The sequence below is a fragment of the Enterobacteriaceae bacterium Kacie_13 genome (assembly GCA_013457415.1).
Taxonomy (GTDB): domain Bacteria; phylum Pseudomonadota; class Gammaproteobacteria; order Enterobacterales; family Enterobacteriaceae; genus Rahnella.
The window spans coordinates 3,615,380-3,630,638 of sequence record CP045665.1 but is presented as its reverse complement, the minus strand read 5'-3'; the positions used below and the strand labels follow the sequence as shown (position 1 = coordinate 3,630,638).

15 protein-coding genes and 1 tRNA gene are annotated in these 15,259 nt (G+C 55.2%); 8 read left to right on the top strand and 8 right to left on the bottom strand.

The annotated features are described in order from the left end of the window. Nucleotides 1-51 precede the first annotated feature (51 nt). Nucleotides 52-1,227, top strand: coding sequence for an MFS transporter (locus GE278_16530; GenBank protein ID QLK62282.1), 1,176 nt, complete (start codon nt 52-54; stop codon nt 1,225-1,227). A gap of 189 nt (nt 1,228-1,416) precedes the next feature. Further along, nucleotides 1,417-2,208 carry an endonuclease/exonuclease/phosphatase family protein gene (locus tag GE278_16525; GenBank protein ID QLK62281.1) on the top strand — a complete coding sequence of 264 codons (792 nt, stop codon included), beginning with the start codon at nt 1,417-1,419 and terminating at the stop codon, nt 2,206-2,208. Between the two features lie 83 nt (nt 2,209-2,291). Here GE278_16525 and mltD read toward each other — a convergent pair whose 3' ends face one another. Then, the gene (gene mltD / locus GE278_16520) at nt 2,292-3,680 is read right to left on the bottom strand and encodes a murein transglycosylase D (protein QLK62280.1); all 1,389 of its coding nucleotides are present in this window, start codon (nt 3,678-3,680) and stop codon (nt 2,292-2,294) included. A 69-nt stretch (nt 3,681-3,749) separates the two neighbouring features. Next, nucleotides 3,750-4,505: a hydroxyacylglutathione hydrolase gene (gene gloB, locus GE278_16515; protein ID QLK62279.1), complete on the bottom strand. Its 756-nt coding sequence runs from the start codon at nt 4,503-4,505 to the stop codon at nt 3,750-3,752. A 43-nt stretch (nt 4,506-4,548) separates the two neighbouring features. Between gloB and GE278_16510 the strand changes: the two genes are divergently transcribed. Then, complete coding sequence (locus GE278_16510; protein QLK62278.1) at nt 4,549-5,274, top strand: methyltransferase domain-containing protein; 726 nt, start codon at nt 4,549-4,551, stop codon at nt 5,272-5,274. 71 nt (nt 5,275-5,345) lie between these two features. Here GE278_16510 and rnhA read toward each other — a convergent pair whose 3' ends face one another. Beyond that, entirely contained in the window at nt 5,346-5,813 is a 468-nt protein-coding gene (gene rnhA, locus GE278_16505; protein ID QLK62277.1) for a ribonuclease HI, read from the bottom strand. A 69-nt stretch (nt 5,814-5,882) separates the two neighbouring features. Between rnhA and dnaQ the strand changes: the two genes are divergently transcribed. Together dnaQ and GE278_16495 are read left to right on the top strand one after the other, a co-directional pair. Beyond that, nucleotides 5,883-6,614 (top strand): DNA polymerase III subunit epsilon, encoded by a 732-nt coding sequence (dnaQ, locus tag GE278_16500; GenBank protein QLK62276.1) that lies wholly within the window; start codon nt 5,883-5,885, stop codon nt 6,612-6,614. A gap of 139 nt (nt 6,615-6,753) precedes the next feature. Beyond that, nucleotides 6,754-6,830, top strand: a tRNA-Asp gene (locus GE278_16495). A gap of 83 nt (nt 6,831-6,913) precedes the next feature. On the opposite strand, the gene GE278_16490 is transcribed toward GE278_16495, so the two are convergent. Continuing rightward, nucleotides 6,914-8,416 (bottom strand): NCS1 family nucleobase:cation symporter-1, encoded by a 1,503-nt coding sequence (locus GE278_16490; protein QLK62275.1) that lies wholly within the window; start codon nt 8,414-8,416, stop codon nt 6,914-6,916. 175 nt (nt 8,417-8,591) lie between these two features. Here GE278_16490 and GE278_16485 point away from each other — a divergent pair, with 175 nt between their 5' ends. Genes GE278_16485 through puuE form a run of 3 tightly spaced genes read left to right on the top strand, consistent with a single transcriptional unit; the run spans nt 8,592 to nt 11,015 of the window. Further along, on the top strand, nt 8,592-9,326 hold the full coding sequence (locus GE278_16485) for an FCD domain-containing protein (GenBank protein ID QLK62274.1): 735 nt from the start codon (nt 8,592-8,594) through the stop codon (nt 9,324-9,326). Continuing rightward, nucleotides 9,326-10,084, top strand: coding sequence for an Asp/Glu racemase (locus tag GE278_16480; protein QLK62273.1), 759 nt, complete (start codon nt 9,326-9,328; stop codon nt 10,082-10,084). The genes GE278_16485 and GE278_16480 overlap by 1 nt, the downstream gene beginning before the upstream one ends. Continuing rightward, entirely contained in the window at nt 10,077-11,015 is a 939-nt protein-coding gene (gene puuE, locus GE278_16475; GenBank protein ID QLK62272.1) for an allantoinase PuuE, read from the top strand. The genes GE278_16480 and puuE overlap by 8 nt, the downstream gene beginning before the upstream one ends. Before the next feature lie 609 nt (nt 11,016-11,624). Here puuE and hpxZ read toward each other — a convergent pair. The 4 genes from hpxZ to GE278_16455 are packed head-to-tail and all read right to left on the bottom strand — an operon-like array spanning nt 11,625 to nt 15,234. Beyond that, nucleotides 11,625-12,008 (bottom strand): oxalurate catabolism protein HpxZ, encoded by a 384-nt coding sequence (gene hpxZ / locus GE278_16470; protein QLK62271.1) that lies wholly within the window; start codon nt 12,006-12,008, stop codon nt 11,625-11,627. A gap of 34 nt (nt 12,009-12,042) precedes the next feature. Beyond that, nucleotides 12,043-13,440, bottom strand: a complete 1,398-nt coding sequence (locus GE278_16465) for an AtzE family amidohydrolase (protein QLK62270.1) — start codon at nt 13,438-13,440, stop codon at nt 12,043-12,045. Next, a complete protein-coding gene (gene hpxX, locus GE278_16460) occupies nt 13,437-13,631 on the bottom strand; it encodes an oxalurate catabolism protein HpxX (GenBank protein QLK62269.1) in 195 nt (64 codons plus the stop codon). The genes GE278_16465 and hpxX overlap by 4 nt, the downstream gene beginning before the upstream one ends. Before the next feature lie 16 nt (nt 13,632-13,647). Then, a complete protein-coding gene (locus GE278_16455) occupies nt 13,648-15,234 on the bottom strand; it encodes a gamma-glutamyltransferase (GenBank protein ID QLK62268.1) in 1,587 nt (528 codons plus the stop codon). Nucleotides 15,235-15,259 lie beyond the last annotated feature (25 nt).

Genomic DNA, 15,259 nt, shown 5'->3' with positions numbered 1-15,259 from the left:
CAAGCCCATAATCGCCGCCATCGAATTGAAATTCATTGTGGAGTAAAGGTTATGCCGCTTGCACTATTAGCACTGACCATCAGTGCCTATGCTATAGGAACGACTGAGTTTGTTATCGTCGGGCTGATCCCGACTATCGCTGCGCAACTGGGCGTCTCTGTGCCATCCGCCGGTCTGCTGGTGTCTATTTACGCCATCGGCGTGGCGATTGGCGCACCGGTTCTGACCGCTCTCACCGGTCGCGTTCCGCGCAAAGCTTTGCTAATCGGCCTGATGGTGCTGTTCACCCTCGGCAACCTGATGGCGTGGCAGTCTCCAAATTACAACACGCTGGTGATAGCGCGTTTGCTGACCGGTCTGGCGCACGGCGTATTCTTCTCGATTGGCGCAACCATCGCCACCAGTCTGGTGCCGAAAGAAAAAGCCGCGTCGGCGATTGCACTGATGTTTGGTGGCCTGACCGTCGCACTGGTCACGGGCGTGCCACTCGGGACATTCATCGGCCAGCATTTTGGCTGGCGCGAAACTTTTCTCGCGGTATCGATGATTGGCGTGATTGCGATTATTGCCAGCGCAATTCTGGTGCCCAATAACATCAAGAATAAACCGGCGGCGCGCATTGCCGATCAGGTAAAAGTTTTGATGAATCCGCGTTTGTTGCTGATATATGCAGTCACTGCGCTCGGTTACGGCGGTGTGTTCACCACCTTCACCTATTTAGCGCCGATGATGCAGGAACACGCAGGTTTCTCTGCGGGCATGGTGAGCTGGATCTTGCTGGCCTACGGTATTTCTGTAGCCATCGGCAATATCTGGGGAGGCAAACTGGCGGATCGCCACGGCGCAGTAAAAGCCCTGACGATCATCTTTGCTGCGCTGGCCCTGATACTACTGGTTTTCCAGTTCACCTCCGGTTTCGGCATTCCGGCATTGATTACAGTGATGGTGATGGGGATCTTCGCCTTTGCTAACGTACCGGGATTGCAGGTTTACGTGGTGCAGAAAGCGGAAGAGGTCACACCGAACGCCGTAGACGTGGCCTCGGGGCTGAATATCGCTGCGTTTAACATTGGCATCGCATTAGGATCGGTGATCGGCGGCCAGGTGGTGTCAACGCTTGGGCTGGTGCAAACGCCGTGGATTGGCGCGGTCATTGTGATCGGCGCATTGCTGCTCATCCGCCTGAGCGGGCATTTAGATAAAAAGGGAAAACCGGCATTTGCCTGATCTCTCCATGTTAAGTGTTATCACGGCTCGCCTCTGGCGGGCCTTTTTTTTATGCTAGCCTGTAGATATGGACAAGTTGTATACCAGTGTAAACAGATTTGGCCTGAGCTTTTGCGGGCGTATACTGAACTTTCGTTGAGAGAACGTCTCTCACATAGCATCAACAAAATGGGTGAACAGGCGATTAGCGTGCGAAAAAAAACATATGCAATGAGGTATGTCGCAGGTCAGCCCGCTGAGCAAATCTTTCCGGGAGCCCTCGCACACTTGGGGCCGGATTTGCCGCCGGGCGCGGCGCTGCCCAACTCGAATATTTTACGCGTCATGGTGTGGAATATCTTCAAACAACAGCGTGCTGACTGGCTGTCAGTACTGCGGGATTTCGGCAAAGACGCCCAGCTGGTGTTACTTCAGGAGGCACAAACCACGCCGGAACTGATTCGCTACGCCACGTCCAACTATCTGGCCGCCGATCAGGTGCCGGCTTTCATGCTGCCTCAGCACCCCTCTGGCGTGATGACGTTGTCTGCTGCACATCCGGTCTACTGCTGCCCGCTGCGTGAGCGTGAGCCGCTGCTGAGGCTTGCTAAATCGGCACTCGTCACCGTGTATCCGATGTTAGACGGTCGTTTGCTGATGGTTGTGAACATTCATGCGGTAAATTTCAGCCTGGGTATCGACGTTTATAGCAAGCAGCTCGAGCCGATTGGCGAACAAATCGCTAACCATAAAGGGCCGGTGATTATGGCGGGGGATTTCAACGCATGGAGTAAGCAGCGTATTAACGCGCTGTTCGGCTTTGCGGGGAATATTCATCTGGAGGAAGTGCGTTTCCCTGCCGATTACCGTAAACGCGCCTTCGGAAGGCCGCTGGACTTCATCTTCTATCGCGATTTGAGCGTCACTAACGCCTCAGTGATGGAAACCCGCGCCTCAGATCATAACCCGCTGCGGGTAGAGTTTCTGGCCGGCACTGCGTAGATTCAGTAACGGTATTCTTCAAAAAAAAGCATAAAAAAAAAGCACCCGGAATGTTCAGGGTGCTTTTTTATGGTCGGAACCTGTCAGGTCTCCGGGCTCATTTTGTTGCTAACAAACAATGTTAACTTTTTGCCCGGCTGTAGGTTGTCCGCTGTCGCGTTCCAGCGCATCACATCTTTGATGTTGACGCCGTGACGTTTGGCAATACTCGACAACGAATCGCCTTTACGTACCTGATACGTGATGCTGCCACCGTTCACACTGGTATTACTGACGCTGTTATCCGCCACCTGCAGTGTTTGCCCAACTTTTAACGCGCCTGCTGAGCGCAAATTGTTCCAACGCTGTAGATCACGGGTCTTCACATTCAGCCGGGCTGCAATACTGGACAATCTGTCGCCGGAGCGAACCTTGTACTGTTTTGCACCTGACGGAGTGTTGCTGGCCAGTTGAGTTTTCTGCACTGCGGCAATATCGCCATCAGCCAGAGAATCTTTTAACTGGTCGGCATGCGCCTTCGGCAGAACAATGTAATGCGGGCCATTCGGCGCGGTCACATTCTGCTTGTAGCCAGTGTTAAACGACTTCAGCTTGGTCAGGGACATACCTGCCATTTCCGCCGCTTGTGTCAATTGCATCTGCTGTCCGATTTCAACGCGCGCCAGTGCGCGGTCTTCACTCGGTTTCGGCAAACGAATTCCATACTTCTTGTTGTTTTTTAACAAATCGCTAAGCGCCAGCATCTTAGGGATGTAAATCGTCGTTTCACGAGGAAGCGACAGTGACCAGAAATCAGTCGGTAATCCCTTTGCTTTATTCGCTTTAACCGCTTGCATTACGCGACCTTCACCACTGTTATACGCAGCAACGGTCAGTAACCAGTCACCGCCAAACATTTTGTTCAGGCTTTGCAACATATCAAGCGCAGCGGTTGTTGAAGCCACAACATCGCGGCGTCCGTCATACCACTGGTTTTGTTTCAAACCATAGTTTCGACCCGTCTGCGGCACAATCTGCCACAACCCGGCAGCGTTAGCTGACGACGTTGCTTTTGGGTCAAAAGCGCTCTCCACTATGGGTAGCAGTACCAGTTCCATCGGCATATTACGTTTCTTAATCTGCTCGGTGATCCAGTACATGTACGGCTCTGCCCGTAATGTTACATCGTGGAGATAGCTCTTCTGCTTTAAATATTTAACTCTTTGCTCGCGGATCCGGGGGTTATCCGGAACCTTCATCTTCAGCTCGTCGCCAATGAAGTTCCACAAATTTTGCTGAGAGGCGGCGTCGTTTCCATTCAACCATCCCCCAGAGGCCGCTCGGCCATCATCTGTGAACTGTCCTGCTTCTTCACTTTGACTTGCTGAAGACAAACTCTGCGCATATTGCTCGGGTTCTTGCGCGCCCTGCCTGGACGCCTGGCAACCCGTGAGCAACATGGAGGCGATTATTAGGATCGCATATGCCTTCATGTGTGTGTCATAGTTGCTTAAAAGACGAGCGATAATACTTTGCTTGCGAGAAAAACACAACCTTTGGGTTCAGAAGCTGTCTTTGAGAGCCCTTAAATGGGCAAAAACAGCCCAGGCAGGTTTTAACGGATCGTTAAGGTTTAATTTGTTTTGTAAATCAATATCATCGCATCGTAAAAACAGGTTAATTTTTCGCTCCAGACCGAGGGTTGAAGGCAAGGAAGATTGTCCCTTTTCGCGCATCTGTTGCACTTTGTGCTCATGAGAATGAATATCATCATCGCCCGGTAAAACAGACCGCGCAAACTTAAGGTTTGAGAGAGTATATTCATGTGCAGCGCAGACTAATGTTTCATCAGGCAGTGCGGCTAACCGTTGAAACGATTGGTACATTTGCTCCGGTGTCCCTTCGAACAAACGGCCACATCCGGCGGAAAACATCGTGTCTCCGCAGAACAGATAAGGTGCGCTATAGTATGAAATGTGACCTAACGTGTGCCCTGGCGTAGCAAATATCTGCCATTCAAGACCGCCGATTTCCAATTTTTCGCCATTTTTAAGACTAATCTGACAAAATTTATCCTCAGTTTCGTGAGGTCCGTACACTTTTACAGCAGGAAAGTGGCTGCAAATCTCGTTTACGCCATCAACATGGTCATGATGATGATGGGTCAGCAGGATGGCAGTGGGGGTTAAATTCATCGATTTTAGCGCGGATAACACCGGCGCGGCTTCGCCCGGATCGACGATCAGACAATGTCCTTCCTGGTCATCGAGCAACCAAATGTAATTGTCCTGTAACGCAGGAATACTGATAAGATTCATGGCAACCTCTCTTTGGCAACTGCTTGAAAGAAGATAATAAAATATGCGACCAGCCCGCGCCCGTAAGAACATTGTTGCTCCGGCTTCATGGGATGAAATCCCGTGCGGCGACTACTACCGTGCCGCGCTTGAGCAACAACTGCAACCCTGGTGGGGGAAACTCTACGGTTTTCACCTGCTGAAAATCGGCGCATTAAGTGCCGAACTCAACGCTGAAGCCTGTCCTATCTCGCATCAGGTGAATTTTGCTTCGCAGGGCGAAGGGTTGCATGTCCGGGGGGACCCCTACTATTTACCGTTCGCCGCGAAATCCGTTGATGCCTGCCTGCTCAGCCATACGCTGGCCTATGCCGAAGACCCCCACCGCATTCTTCGTGAAGTGGACAGGGTACTTATCGATGACGGCTGGATAGTGTTAAGCAACTTCAATCCGCTGAGTCTGCTGGGGCTTGGCAAGCTGATGCCGTTCTTTCGCAAACGTCAGCCCTACACCAGCCGCCTGTTTACGCAGATGCGTCTGCTCGACTGGCTTTCATTATTGAATTACGAAGTGATGGTTCACCGGCGTTTTCATGTGCTGCCGTGGAAAAAGAACGGTGGGAAACTGCTGAGCACGCATTTGCCTGCGCTGGGCTGCATGACGCTGATCATCGCCCGCAAGCGCACTTTCCCGCTGACACCAACCGCCAAAAAGGTGCCTGCGCACAAGCAGAAAATCCCTCAGGCTGTTGGCGCGACCCGGAATTACCGCAAAGATCATCGGGACTAAGTAAGACAGGAATTCACGAGCGAGCTCAGATAACATCAAACAAAAACACAAAATGAGCGGCGCGCAGCCGCTTAATTCTCTGCCTGATATCCGACATCTTCCAGCGTCGGATTGCCCGCCGCTTCTTTTGCCAGTACGTCACAGCGTTCGTTCTCCGGGTGACCGGCATGGCCCTTTACCCACATCCAGTTCAGCTGATGCGTCTGAATGGCGGCGTCGAGACGCTTCCACAAATCGACATTTTTCACCGGCTTCTTATCTGCTGTTTTCCAGCCGCGCTTTTTCCAGTTGTGGATCCAGGTAGTAATCCCCTGGCGCACATACTGGCTGTCGGTGCTCAGTGTCACTTCACACGGCGTGGAAAGCGCTTCCAGCGCCACAATGGCCGCCATCATTTCCATGCGGTTATTGGTGGTCAGCCGGAAACCGGCGCTGAACTCTTTTTCGTGCTGCTTATAGCGTAAAATCGCACCGAAACCACCGGGGCCGGGATTACCCAGGCAGGAGCCGTCGGTGAAAATTTCTACCTGTTTGGTCATCTCTGGTAGACTCTTCCATCAAATATAAAAGCCAAGTCTGACATAAACGAGCGCTGCGAGCACTGCAATATGATTTCTTCTCCTACCAGACAGATTGTTCTCGATACCGAAACCACCGGTATGAACAAACTCGGCGTCCATTACGAAGGACACCGGATTATTGAAATCGGTGCCGTTGAGGTGGTAAACCGCCGCCTGACCGGCCGCAATTTCCACGTTTATCTCAAACCCGATCGCCTGATCGACCCCGAAGCCTTCGGGGTTCACGGTATCAGTGACGAATTCCTCGCTGACAAACCGACGTTTGCCGAAGTCGCTGACGACTTTATCGAGTACATTCGCGGCGGCGAACTCGTCATCCATAATGCGACGTTCGATATCGGCTTTATGGATTACGAATTCGACATGCTCGGGCGTAATCTGCCGAAAACAGAGACGTTCTGTAAGATCACCGACAGTCTGGCGATGGCGCGTAAGCTGTTTCCTGGCAAGCGTAACAACCTCGATGCGTTAAGCGATCGTTACCTGATCGATAACAGCAAACGAACGCTGCACGGCGCACTGCTTGACTCCGAAATTCTGGCTGAAGTTTACCTGATGATGACCGGCGGCCAGACCAGCATCAAATTCACCCATGAGGGCGAGCAAAATACGGGAGCTGACGGGCAGGGGATCCAGCGGATCAAACGCCCGGCGTCGGGACTGAAAGTGATCAATGCCAGCGAGCAAGAGCTCACATGGCATGAAGAGCGTCTGGATTTGGTGGTGAAAAAGGGCGGCAGTTGCCTCTGGCGTTCCTGAGCCATCATTTCAGACCGTTGCACTTAAAATACGCAGGATGCAGAAAAACTGTGCAGTTGGTTGAAAACCACAGGAAAAGGATTGACGCGATGGCGGTGATTCCTTAATATCCGCTCCGTTCTTAACCAGAACAAAACGCGGAGCGGTAGTTCAGTTGGTTAGAATACCTGCCTGTCACGCAGGGGGTCGCGGGTTCGAGCCCCGTCCGTTCCGCCACTATTCAGAAGCCCTGAGTGAGAAATCACTCAGGGCTTCGTCGTTTCTGCCGTCCCGGCAATGTTCCTTCCTTAAGAGCCTTATTATTCCGCTTCGGTTTTCAGGTAGCCCATCTCGCCGCTGGTCACGCGATCGTGCCGGGCAATAAAGCGGTAACAGCCGCCGGAAAGCAACGCGCCAATAAACCAGCTGAAGTTTGCCACCTGATGCAGGCCCGGCGTAAAGCTGATGAGCAGGCCAATCACTACCGCAGGTACCAGAGCGGCGATGGCTTTCGGGTTAAATCCGTTGCGGTACCAGTAACGGCCTGACGGCGTGGCGTTGAACAGCGCATCGACGTCCATCTGGCCGCGTTTAATCAGATAATAATCCACCAGCAAAATCCCGAACAACGGCCCGATGAACGCGCCCAACACGTCCAGCGTGTAGTGGATAAGCTCTGGCGACTGGAACAGGTTCCACGGTGTCAGCAACACGGAACCGACTGCGGCGATCATCCCGCCAGTGCGGAAGCTGATTTTTTGCGGTGAACAGTTAGAGAAGTCGAAGGCTGGCGACACAAAGTTCGCCACGATGTTGATGCCGATGGTGGCGATGATCATGGTCAGCAAACCGAGAGCCACGGCTACGCTGTTTCCTACGCGGCTGACGGTTTCGATAGGGTCGGTGATCATCTGGCCGAACAGGGATTGTGTACCAGACACGATTACCACCGTCACAATCGAGAACAGCAGAAAGTTAAACGGCAGGCCCCAGCGATTACCGCGACGGATTTCGCTCATGCTTTTGCCGTAGCGCGAGAAGTCGCCGAAGTTCAGCAACGGGCCGGAGAAGTAGGAGACGACCAGCGCGGTGGCCGTCAGCATTTCCCAGCCCTGCTGGCCAACGGTCAGCGTTTTGGTGGAAAGCGTGAACGAGATATTGTTCAGGCCGGTTTTATATAGGATCCAGCCTGCGAGCATCAGCATCACCACATACACTGCCGGGCCCGCCACATCGATAAAGCGTTTGATAGCGCTCATCCCGTGCCAGAACACCATCGCCTGCAATACCCACATAATGCCGAAACAGATCCAACCCAGTGCCGAGAGACCCAGCCAGTGGGGCACGGTCAACGGCGTGATCGACGGAAAGAATTTGAGTAATACCAGCATCAGTGCGCTGGCCGCCAGATAGGTCTGAATGCCGTACCAGGCGAACGCAATCAGTCCGCGAATGACCGCCGGAATATTTGCGCCAAACACGCCGAATGCCTGACGGCAAATCACCGCGTAGGGTACACCGGCCTGCTGGCTCGGCTTCGCCACCAGGTTCGCGCAAATCTGCACGATACAAATCCCGCACAACAGACACAACAACACCTGCCAGCTGGTCAGGCCGAGCGTGAAGAAACTCGCCGCGACGACATATCCGCCCATGCTGTGCACATCCGACATCCAGAAGGAAAAGATGTTGTACCAGCTCCAGTTTTGATGACGCGTTGGCGCTAAATCATCGTTACACAGGCGCGGGCTGTAATAAGGCTTGATGATCCCGGCGCTCTGTTCAGAGGACGCCGTAGCGGAGGTGATCTCCTGATTTGGCATAAATCGTGCTCCTGTCATAAACAACATGTGAAAGTCGGAAGCCGGATCCCGGCTGCCAAAAGATGAAAGCAGTCACAGGAGCACTGCACGAATCAGGCCAAATTTCACTTTTTGTATACAAAAAATCTATTTTATGTATACGATTAATACACGAACGGTATACGGAGTAACGGCAATGACCAGTTGGAGCGGGCTGAATACGGCCTATTTTACCGAGGATAAGGACGACCACATTTATAACGCGCTGGTGAAATCGATCGTCGAGCACCAGCTGTTACCGGGCAGCAAATTGCCGGAAGAAGCGCTGGCAGAGGTGTTTTCCGTGAGCCGCACCGGCATCCGCCGCGTGTTGCAGCGCCTTGCCGCAGTGCAACTGGTGACGATATTGCCCAAGCGTGGTGCGCACGTCACCACGCCGGACGCAGAAGAATCCCGCGACGTGTTCGCTACCCGCAAGATTCTTGAATGCGCCAATCTGCCGCTGGTGATCGCCCGCTGTCAGTCCACGCATCTGGTGGCAATGAAAAAACTGGTGCAGGAAGAAAAGCGCGCCCACGAAACGCGTGACGGCGCAGCGGCGATCCGCCTTTCTGCCGCTTTCCATGTTCAGCTTCAGGCCATATCCGGCAATAAAGTCCTGACCGAATCCGTTTCTCAGCTGACGCTGCGATCTTCACTGGCGATCGCCGCCTGGGGCGCACCGTGGCAGCAGGGTTGCCGTTGTCACGATCATGACGATCTTCTCGATCTGTTGAAAAAGCGCGATATCGCCGCGCTGACGGAAAGCATGGCGCATCACTTCGACAGCATCGTCGCCAGCCTGCGCTTCGAGCAGAACAACGGGCAGACGCCGGATTTTGCGCAGATCTTTGCCTCCCAACGGGCGGTTAAGGCTGAGGAGAAATGCTGATGTCACGTCCGCTTTGTATACAACTGATCAACCCGAACACCAGCCGTGCAATGACTGAAGTGATGGCACAGACCGCGCGCTCGGTTGCGGCGCGGGATACACAAATTCTGGCGGTGTGCCCGGAAGAGGGCGCACCGTCGATAGAAGGGCATTTTGATGAAGCTATCGCCACGCTTGGCGTTTTACAGCAGGTGAAAGCGGGGCGTGACGCGGGCGTGGACGGCCACATTATTGCCTGCTTTGGTGACCCCGGTTTACTGGCCGCGCGTGAGCTGGCGCGCGGTCCGGTGATTGGCATAGCCGAAGCGGCGATGCATCTGGCAACGATGCTGGCGACGCGTTTTTCCATTGTGACGACATTACCGCGCACGCTGACCATCGCCCGTCATCTTTTGCATCAGTACGGTTTCGAACGCCACTGTGCGGCGCTGCATGCCATCGATCTGCCGGTGTTATCGCTGGAGGATGGCAGCGGGCTGGCGCAGCAGAAAGTGCGCGAGCAATGCATCGCGGCGAAAAAATCCGACGGTAGCGGGGCGATCGTGCTCGGTTGCGGCGGTATGGCCGATCTGGCGCAGGAACTGACGCTGGAGCTGGATCTGCCAGTAATCGACGGCGTCAGTGCGGCGATCAAAATGGTGGAGTCGTTGGCCGCGTTACGCCTGACGACCAGTAAACACGGCGATCTGAATTACCCGCTGGAAAAACCTTTGTCTGGCCGTTTTGCCGGACTGAATGAGAGGGATCATTATGTCTGAGTCTGATTATGGTTTTACCGAAGCCTATCCGCGTGATCTGATCGGCTACGCCGGTCGCCCGCCGCACGCTAACTGGCCGGGCAACGCCCGTATCGCGGTGCAGTTTGTCCTTAATTACGAAGAGGGCGCAGAGAATAACGTCCTGCACGGCGACGCCGGTTCCGAGCAATTTCTTTCGGATATCATCGGCGCGGCCAGTTTTCCCGATCGTCATATGTCGATGGATTCGCTGTACGAATACGGTTCCCGCGCCGGATTCTGGCGCATCCACAATGAATTTCAGAAACGCGGCCTGCCACTGACCGTGTTTGGCGTCGCGATGGCGCTGGCGCGTAACCCTGAAATCGTCAAAGCCATCAAAGCGGCGGATTACGACGTTGTCAGCCACGGCTGGCGCTGGATCCACTATCAGGACATGAGCAAGGCTGAAGAAGCTGAGCACATGGAAAAAGCTATCACCGTCTTGCGCGATCTGTTCGGCAAAGCGCCGCTCGGCTGGTATACCGGCCGCGACAGCCCGAATACCCGACAGTTGGTTGCACAGTCAGGCGGTTTCCAGTATGACAGCGACTACTACGGCGACGATCTGCCTTTCTGGACGCCGGTTAAACTCGATTGCGGCGAAATCAAACAGCATCTGGTGATCCCGTACACGCTGGAAACCAACGATATGCGGTTTGCTTCTCCCCAAGGGTTTAACACCGGTGAGCAGTTTTATACCTATCTGAAAGATACGTTCGATGTGTTGTATGAAGAGGGGGAAACGTCACCAAAGATGATGTCGATTGGGATGCACTGCCGGATACTTGGCCGTCCGGGACGGTTTCGGGCCTTACAGCGGTTTCTCGATTATGTCGAATCACATGAGCGTGTTTGGGTATGTAAGCGGCAGGACATTGCGGACCACTGGGTTAAACATTTCGGTGTTTAATCTCGAAATTCAAATTCAACACCTTGGGCTCGCCGCCCAAACTGGCCCAGAGGACGCGTAAGCGCGCGCCCTCTGGACTCCCGCGCTCTTTCACTGCGCGCTGTCGCTCGCTGGCTATGTTTCAGCAGCCGCAGCGACAGGCTGGAAATCTTGCCGCTGCGCGGTGCCCTCTCTCGGTCCTGAAGCCTTAGGTCTTCAGGCCGCTCCGTTCGGCAAAATTTCTGAATCGCCCGCACGATCTTAAATTCAAATTCAAGTTGGAGTTGGAGTTTAAATCGCTCTGTTTTTAGAGAGTGAATTGGCGCGATTAAAAATTTTGCTGAACGGAGCGGCTTCGAGACCAGAGGCTCGAAGACCGAGAGAAGGCACCGCGAAGCGGCAATATTTTGCGCCACTCACTGATCTACCGGAACATGTCCGTCGTACCCGCGGAGCGCGCAGTAAAAAGACGCGGGAGATCCAAGAGGGGCCCGTCCTGGCCCCTTTTGGGCGGTTTCGGCGCAGTGCGACAAGTGATCGCTATTATTGAGAAACCGAAACTTTCCCCGTCCATTCCTGGAAAAGAACAGTTTCCTCAGCTTTCCAAAGCTGAACCGCCCATTGGTTCGGTTAAACCATCAAACTCACATGCGCTGCCACAATCTTCCACCCACTCAACATCTTCACCCATGTCTGCTGCTGTCGCCCGACCTTATCCGTGCCTTCGCGCCGAAACTCGGTACTGGCGATCGCCATGTCATCGCCAAATGTGGTGATCGTCGTGTTGACTAATTCACGATCCAGCCCCTGAGAAGGGCGCGCAGCGCGGAATTCGCGGATAGCTTCTATACCGTAAAGATTTTCCCCCGCGCCGTAGCGCACGGTTCGCGGATCATGCCAGAACAGCTCGTCGAGCACGGCGGTGTCATTGGTGATCAGCGCCTGCTCGTAACGATAAAATGCCGCATTCATTTCGGCGAGGATCGCCGGGCGGTCAATATTGTCAGATTTCATGATTTACTCTCTTCACCCTGGGAAACGGTAATTTTTAGATCACCAAAGAACTGCTGACTTTCACGATGCCCTGTTGCTCCAGCGCCCACGCGGCGCGCAGACACAGGTCTTCCCGCCACGGCGGAGCGATCAGTTGTAGCCCTATCGGCAGACCCGTGGCGGTTGTTACCGGCACAGTCACCACCGGCAGGCCAAGGAACGAAATCGGCTGCGTCAACATTCCCATACTGGCGCGCGTGGGCAGATCCAGACCGTTGATGTGGATCGTTTCCTGACCGATTAATGTCGCCGTACACGGCGTGGCTGGCGCAATCAAGATGTCCCAATGATCGAACAATGGCAACACTTGTTGCTGAAACTGATGGCGGAAACGCTGCGCCTGTACGTACCACGCCGCTGGGATCATCGCGCCAGCCAGCAATCGCTCGCGAGAAAGCGGTTCGAACTGCTCCGGTATCGCGCGTAATTTTGGCAAATATTGATTGCCGCCTTCCGAGGCGCTGATGATGAACGCCGCAGATCGCGCCAGTTCAGCTTGTGCTATCTCGATCTCTTCCTGAGCTTCCAGCGCCTGAGCGACCTTTTGCACGGCGGATTTGGCGTGCTCATCGCACCAGGTCGAAAAATATCCGCCGAGGACTGCAGTGCGTAAACCCTGCTGGCCGCGTTTTAGCTGGGAAAATGTCTCGGTGTTGGGTTTGTCAGCCTGAAAATGATCCTGCGGATCGGTACCCTGAATTGCGTCGTAGACCTGAGAAAGATCCTCGCTGCAACGCGTCATCGGGCCGAGATGATCGAGACTGGCGACAAACGGCTGGCTGCCGCTGCGGGAGATCCGCCCGAAGGTGGGTTTCAGGCCGAGAATGCCGGAGAGCGAGGCGGGCACGCGGATCGAACCGTTGGTGTCGCTGCCAAGCGTAAAATGCACCAGGCCGGCAGCGACCGCAGCCGCCGAACCTCCGGAGGAACCGCCCGCGACGCGGGTCAAATCGCGTGGGTTACGCGTCGCGCCGTAGTGGCTGTTCTCCGTGGTGAAGCCGTAGGCGTAAGCGTCCATGTTCAGCATACCCGACAGCATCGCGCCCTGTGCGGTCAGTCGCGAAATAGTCCACGCATCGTGCCGTGCGGCGGCGTTGCTGCTGTTGAGGCTGGCACCGGCCAGCGTGACTTGGCCAGCGACGTCCAGCAAGTTTTTCACTGCATAAGGAATACCGGCCAGCGGCGGTAACGTCGCACCGCTGGCACGGGTTTTATCGACTTTGGCTGCTTCGCTCAGCATCCTTTCGCGGGTGATGTGGGTATACGCGTTGATGACCGGATTGGCCTGTTCGACGGCGTCGAGTGTGGTGGTGGCAACTTCGCTGGCGGAAATATCGCCCTGTGCAATTGCCTGATGCAGCTGGCTGATGGTGAAGTGATCAAACGATTTCATGCTCTGTACACCCCGGCGATTTCCAGACGAGGGTCGAGTGGCAAATCCATCAGCGGCTGCGCCATTTGCGCGATGCGGCTAAACTGCACCAGCAATTCCTGACGACGTGCGTCGTCGAGCTCCAGCGCCAGAACGGATTCCATCTGGCGGACGTAAGCGGCCCAGTCGGTCGCGGAAGGTGTATTTTTCATATTGTCTTTTTCCTTATTAAAAACCGGCAGCGCTGCCGTTGCTGCGCGGGTCCGACGCGCCTTCAAACATGCCGTTGGTGTGGCGCACAATCGCGCCCGCATGGCCGACGGCTTCGCTGAAATCCGGCAGCAGCTCGACGTCGTGACCGCGCTGACGCAGCCCGGCGAGGGTCGGATATTCGAAGCGGCCTTCCAGTTTCAGGGAGTCGGAACTTTCGCCCCAGGTGCGACCGAGCAGCCAGCGCGGACCGCTGATCGCCTGTTGTAACGATTGTCCCTGCACCACATGGCGGATGAACACGGCCGCCTGCGTTTGTGGCTGGCCGTCGCCTCCCATTGAGCCGTACACCATCGTGCGACCGTCGTATAGACGGGCGGCGGCCGGGTTCAGGGTGTGGAACGGTTGTTTGCCCGGCGCCAGCGCCAGCAGATGTTCCGGGTCTAGGCTGAACGAGGCGCCACGGTTTTGCCACAAGATACCGCTCTCCGGCAGCACCACGCCGCTGCCAAATTCGTGATAAATACTCTGGATGAAAGAAACCGCCAGCCCGCTGCTGTCCATCACGCCCATCCAGACCGTATCGCCCGGTCCTTTTCCCTTGCCCCATTCGGCAGCGCTGTGTGGTTTGATGCGTGTGGCGAGGGCGTCGAGGTACTGCGGATCAAGCAGGCTTTGGGCGTCCTGCGTCATCATGCGCGGATCGGTGATGAAACGATCGCGCAGCCCGAACGCCAGTTTGGTGGCTTCGACGATGCTGTGAATAGTAGCGCTTTCGTCCATGCCTTCCAGTGGCAGGCGGTCGGTCAGGCCGAGGATCGCCAGCGAGACCAGTCCCTGCGTCGGTGGCGTCAGGTTGTAGATTTCGCCCTTACTGTGTTTGAGGCGCAAAGGCACGCGGCGCTGCGGTTTATACGCCGCGAGATCGGCGCGGGTGACCGGCATACCGAGCTTTTCCATGTCGGCGGCTATGCTGTCGGCGAGTTCACCCCGGTAAAAACTGCCCAGCCCGTCTTCACACAGCATCGATAATGTCTGCGCCAGCTGCGGCTGAGTGAATCGGTTTCCGGCGCGTGGCACTTCGCCGTTCGGCAAAAACACGTCGGTGAAGGAGCGGATATCTTTGAGTTCGTGTTGTTTGGCGCGCGTGGCGGCTTCCTGAGAGGCGGTGAGCGGAATACCGTCCGAAGCGTAACGGATAGCGTCACGCAGCAGGCGAGACAGTGGTTTTTGCTCGCCGCCAAATTCAGCGGAAACGTTCAGCGCCTCCTGCCAGCCGCCGACGGTACCTGCGACGGTCAGGGCAGATTTCGGTCCCCGGTGCGGAATGTGCGTTTCACCGGCATAGAAATCGAGAGAAGCCAGCGATCCTGCCGCGCCGCTGGCGTCGATGGCGACAGGATTGCCCTGTGGCGGCACAATCAGCCAGAAGCCGTCGCCGCCGAGCCCGTTCATGTGCGGATACACCACGGCGATGGTGGCTGCCGCAGCCACCATGGCTTCGATGGCATTACCGCCTTCGCGTAATACCGCAAGCGCACTCTGGCTCGCCAGATGATGGGGCGTGACCGCCATGCCTAAAGGCGCGCTGTTACTGTTAATCATGCGATGTCCTTTGTTGCGTGTCTTT

Excerpts from the sequence above, each read along its gene's own strand:
- GE278_16530 (QLK62282.1), top strand. The coding sequence starts at position 52 with ATGCCGCTTGCACTATTAGCACTGACCATCAGTGCCTATGCTATAGGA.
- mltD (QLK62280.1), bottom strand. The coding sequence starts at position 3,680 with ATGAAGGCATATGCGATCCTAATAATCGCCTCCATGTTGCTCACGGGT.
- gloB (QLK62279.1), bottom strand. The coding sequence starts at position 4,505 with ATGAATCTTATCAGTATTCCTGCGTTACAGGACAATTACATTTGGTTG.
- GE278_16510 (QLK62278.1), top strand. The coding sequence starts at position 4,549 with ATGCGACCAGCCCGCGCCCGTAAGAACATTGTTGCTCCGGCTTCATGG.
- rnhA (QLK62277.1), bottom strand. The coding sequence starts at position 5,813 with ATGACCAAACAGGTAGAAATTTTCACCGACGGCTCCTGCCTGGGTAAT.
- dnaQ (QLK62276.1), top strand. The coding sequence starts at position 5,883 with ATGATTTCTTCTCCTACCAGACAGATTGTTCTCGATACCGAAACCACC.
- GE278_16490 (QLK62275.1), bottom strand. The coding sequence starts at position 8,416 with ATGCCAAATCAGGAGATCACCTCCGCTACGGCGTCCTCTGAACAGAGC.
- GE278_16485 (QLK62274.1), top strand. The coding sequence starts at position 8,592 with ATGACCAGTTGGAGCGGGCTGAATACGGCCTATTTTACCGAGGATAAG.
- GE278_16480 (QLK62273.1), top strand. The coding sequence starts at position 9,326 with ATGTCACGTCCGCTTTGTATACAACTGATCAACCCGAACACCAGCCGT.
- puuE (QLK62272.1), top strand. The coding sequence starts at position 10,077 with ATGTCTGAGTCTGATTATGGTTTTACCGAAGCCTATCCGCGTGATCTG.
- hpxZ (QLK62271.1), bottom strand. The coding sequence starts at position 12,008 with ATGAAATCTGACAATATTGACCGCCCGGCGATCCTCGCCGAAATGAAT.
- GE278_16465 (QLK62270.1), bottom strand. The coding sequence starts at position 13,440 with ATGAAATCGTTTGATCACTTCACCATCAGCCAGCTGCATCAGGCAATT.
- hpxX (QLK62269.1), bottom strand. The coding sequence starts at position 13,631 with ATGAAAAATACACCTTCCGCGACCGACTGGGCCGCTTACGTCCGCCAG.
- GE278_16455 (QLK62268.1), bottom strand. The coding sequence starts at position 15,234 with ATGATTAACAGTAACAGCGCGCCTTTAGGCATGGCGGTCACGCCCCAT.